At 68.5% G+C, this 2340-nt stretch carries 3 protein-coding genes; 2 read left to right on the top strand and 1 reads right to left on the bottom strand.

Annotation, left to right across the window (positions count from 1 at the left end):
* Positions 1–2: 2 nt before the first annotated feature.
* Entirely contained in the window at positions 3–671 is a 669-nt protein-coding gene (locus DD1DGNOD_RS08495) for an SCO family protein (protein WP_131769838.1), read from the top strand.
* A gap of 69 nt (positions 672–740) precedes the next feature.
* On the opposite strand, the gene DD1DGNOD_RS08500 is transcribed toward DD1DGNOD_RS08495, so the two are convergent.
* A complete protein-coding gene (locus tag DD1DGNOD_RS08500; RefSeq protein ID WP_131769839.1) occupies positions 741–1583 on the bottom strand; it encodes an NAD(P)-dependent oxidoreductase in 843 nt (280 codons plus the stop codon).
* Positions 1584–1922: 339 nt separating this feature from the next.
* Here DD1DGNOD_RS08500 and DD1DGNOD_RS29085 point away from each other — a divergent pair.
* On the top strand, positions 1923–2340 hold a 418-nt coding region (locus DD1DGNOD_RS29085), incomplete at its 3' end, for an AAA family ATPase (RefSeq protein ID WP_430827775.1).

The raw sequence follows: 2340 nt of genomic DNA on the forward strand, positions 1-2340 counted from the left end.
GGATGCGACGGCACCGGTCCCTTGTCGTCGCGCTCCTCGCCGGCATCCTACTCGCTGTGCCGGTTGCCGGCTGCGGTTCACCGGAGACGACCGGCCGCCGGGCCGGCGGCGGGCCGGTGCATCTGGACGATCTCCAGGGTGCCGCGGGTGTGCGTGGGGTGGCGTTACAGAACCCGCTGGGCAAGCCGGACATCCGGCTGACCGGCACGGACGGACGTTCCTACGATTTTCGGGCGGCCACCGCCGGCCGGCTCACCCTGTTGTTCTTCGGTTACACCCACTGCCCGGACATCTGCCCGACCACCATGGCGGACATCGCCGCCGCGCTGGGCGTGTTGCCGGCTGCTGACCGTGCCAAGGTGTCCGTGGTGTTCGTCACATCCGATCCGCAGCGGGACACCGCAGCGGTCCTGGGCGCCTGGCTGGCCCACTTCGACCCGTCCTTCATCGGGTTGACCGGCTCGTTCGAGCTGATCGCTGGTTACGCCGACCAGCTCGGTGTCACCCTCGAGCGGTCGCGGCAGCAGCCCGACGGGTCGGTGACCGTCTCGCACGGCACGCAGGTGACGGCCTTCAGCCCGGACGGGATAGCCCATGTCGTGTATCTCGCTGGCACCAAGGTCGTCGACTACGCCCACGACATTCCGCTGCTGATCGCCGGCCGTACCTGACGTTCCCGACGGCCCCGACGTTCTTTTGACGGCCCCGACGTTCCTGATGGCCCTTGTGCGTGGCGTCGGTCAGGTCGCGGTGTAGTAGGCGGCGAGGCTGGAGAAGTCGTCCTCACCGTGCCCCGCGTCGGATGCCTCCGCGGCGAGAGCCAGCGTGATCGTGGCCATCGGCAGCGGTCGGCGTGCCGATCCGGTGGCGATCCGCAGATCCTTGATCAGACCGTCGAGGGTGAACGCGGCGGGCTGGAAGTCGTTGTCCGCGAGCATCGCCTGCTTGTAGTCCAGGATGAACCCCAGCGCGCCGCCGGAGAGCTCGCGGCGCAGCAGGTCACGGTCGACGCCCAGGTCCGATCCGAGTCGCAACGCCTCGCCCAGCGCTGTGGTGGTGAGCGCCAGCCCCAGGTTCACGACCGTCTTCAACGACGTGGCGGCACCGATGCCGCCGACGTGCCGCGTGGTGCCGAACAGGGACAGCAGTCCTTCGGCGGCGGCCGCGTCCTGCTCGTTTGCGCCGACCAGGACGCGCAGTGTGCCTGCCCGCGCTGGTCCGATCGTACCGACCACAGGTGCTTCCACGTAGCGCAGCCCCGCCCTGGCGGCCACCTGCCCGAGCTCTCGTCCGGTCGCCGGCGCGATCGACGTCGCGTTGATCACTATGGTGTGCGCGGGCGCACCGGCGACCACCTCGTCGAGCACCTGGCGGGCGGAGTCGTCGTCGAAGAGCATCAGCACAACCGCGTCGGCGTCGGCCACCGCATCCCGCACGGACGCCGCCTCGCGCGCGCCCGCGGCCACCAGCTCCCCGGCCCGGCCCGGTGTCCGGTTCCAGACCGTCAGCCGGTGGCCTCCGTTGCTGATATGGCGGGCCATCTCCCGTCCCATCCGTCCCATTCCGAGAAAAGCGACGTTCATGGCTTTGCCTCCCCGTGTACGTGCTGCCCCGTCGGCCCGGAGGGCCGAAGGTAGCGCGATGATGTTTCTTTCGCGCTACCGGAGACCCAGATCCCCGGGTCATTGGAGGGCCGAAGGCGGCGCGATGATGTTTCTTTCGCGCCCGGGTCTGGAAGCCGAGCCGGGAGGTCCGGGAGGCCCCCCATTACCAGATCACCGGGTTTGCCGGCTTCCGGGCACCCTCCGCTCATGAGAGTGTGGACCCGAACGTGTACGGCGGTAAGCAGGAGCCGTGAGGTCGCGCCGGGCAGCCCATCGCTGGCACTATGGATGGGGGCTTGAATCACACAAGAGGTGTATATGCCGCTACAGGAGCACGCCTTTACCGATGTGGCGGACGTCCACGACCGGCTGCGGGCGGCCGGTTACCTGGCTGACCACGCCATAGCGACGACGGTTTTCCTCGCGGACCGGCTTCGTAAGCCGTTGCTGGTCGAAGGACCGGCCGGCGTGGGCAAGACCGAGCTCGCCAAGGCCCTCGCGTCCGCGACCGACGCCGAACTGATCCGTCTGCAGTGCTATGAGGGGCTGGACGAGGCCCGGGCGCTCTACGAATGGAACTACAAAAAGCAGCTTCTTCGCATCCAGGCCGGTCGCAGCGACGAGGCATGGGACGAAACACACGATGACATCTTCAGTGAAGAGTTCCTGCTGTCCCGGCCGTTGCTGACCGCGATCCGGCGGGCCGACCCGACCGTGCTGCTGATCGACGAGACCG

The sequence above is a fragment of the Candidatus Protofrankia californiensis genome (assembly GCF_900634765.1).
Taxonomy (GTDB): domain Bacteria; phylum Actinomycetota; class Actinomycetes; order Frankiales; family Frankiaceae; genus Protofrankia; species Protofrankia californiensis.